At 38.3% G+C, this 1,059-nt stretch carries 2 protein-coding genes; one reads left to right on the top strand and one right to left on the bottom strand.

The window, feature by feature from the left end:
* The coding region (locus LK536_RS58440) for a hypothetical protein (protein WP_506092294.1) at positions 1 to 590 on the top strand (590 nt) is incomplete at its 5' end.
* A 15-nt stretch (positions 591 to 605) separates the two neighbouring features.
* On the opposite strand, the gene LK536_RS58445 is transcribed toward LK536_RS58440, so the two are convergent.
* Positions 606 to 1,059, bottom strand: a 454-nt coding sequence (locus tag LK536_RS58445) for a hypothetical protein (protein ID WP_506092295.1), incomplete at its 5' end; no start/stop codon positions are given.

Below are 1,059 nucleotides of genomic sequence, written 5' to 3' on the forward strand. Positions count from 1 at the left end.
ATACCAATTTAGATGGTAGGACTGCAGTGGCTGATTTGCTTGCAATTGCTAATATTGGGCCATCTGGTAGACGGATTGTACAATGCAATGAAAACACGCTTAATACACCGTATGAGGCAGGACTGACCAATGGTAAAAGTGGCACAGCATACATCAACATGTCATCTGTCGATTATGGGACAATATTATATATCGTATCTGGGACTAATCGGATATTTTTGCGGTCCAAAGATAACGGAATCTGGAGTAATTGGGGTGAACTCTTAAAAAAAGCGGATTATGAAGCAAAAAAAATCACTAATTCTTACGGCCTTACAATAGTTTTATTTACGTTTGGCAGTGATACTATTAAAGCAATAAAAATCGGGGGATATGTAAATAAAGCCCTGTCTGCGGGTACAGCATATACTATTGCTACTAATACTGAGGTCAAATCCCGCGTGGAATGGTATCACAATATACATTGTGGTATCAACGGAATAAATACAGTTGCCTATCTGCGTATTACTACAGATGGAAATATTGTACTTACGCCACAAACAGCAATTGCTTCTGGAGTTGGCATAAATATCGCAGAGTATTATGTATAATAATCAGTTAGATGATTATTTATCGAAATAGATATATCCTATCAAAGCATTAGCATTATTGTCATAAACTGCAAGGGATTTTGTTCCTTGTGGTGATGGTTCGACTTGCAGACGAATCTGATGATAGTTCGAGCCAGCCAGCACACTCCCTGTTGCCATTCGGAAGGCAGAATTCTCATTTAAATCCGCATTTGACATTACTTTTTCCCATGAGGACCAACCTGTTTCCGCCACATATCGCCGGGTAAATAATTGTCCCATGTTACTTTTTGTTGTACTATACACACATTGGGCTAACTGCGAAAAGTTGGTATCGCTATCACCATTGGGCTGTACAACAAACGTATTTATGCCTGATATAGGCATATTTAGGCCATCGTAGATTCTATATGTTAATGCTGTGTTTGTGATATCTGGCTTAGCGTTATTACAATTGGTTATAGTTTTTATTGCTAAATTGGTATTGCGC

The organism is Clostridium pacaense, from assembly GCF_020709765.2.
In the GTDB taxonomy this organism is placed as follows: domain Bacteria; phylum Bacillota; class Clostridia; order Lachnospirales; family Lachnospiraceae; genus Enterocloster; species Enterocloster hominis.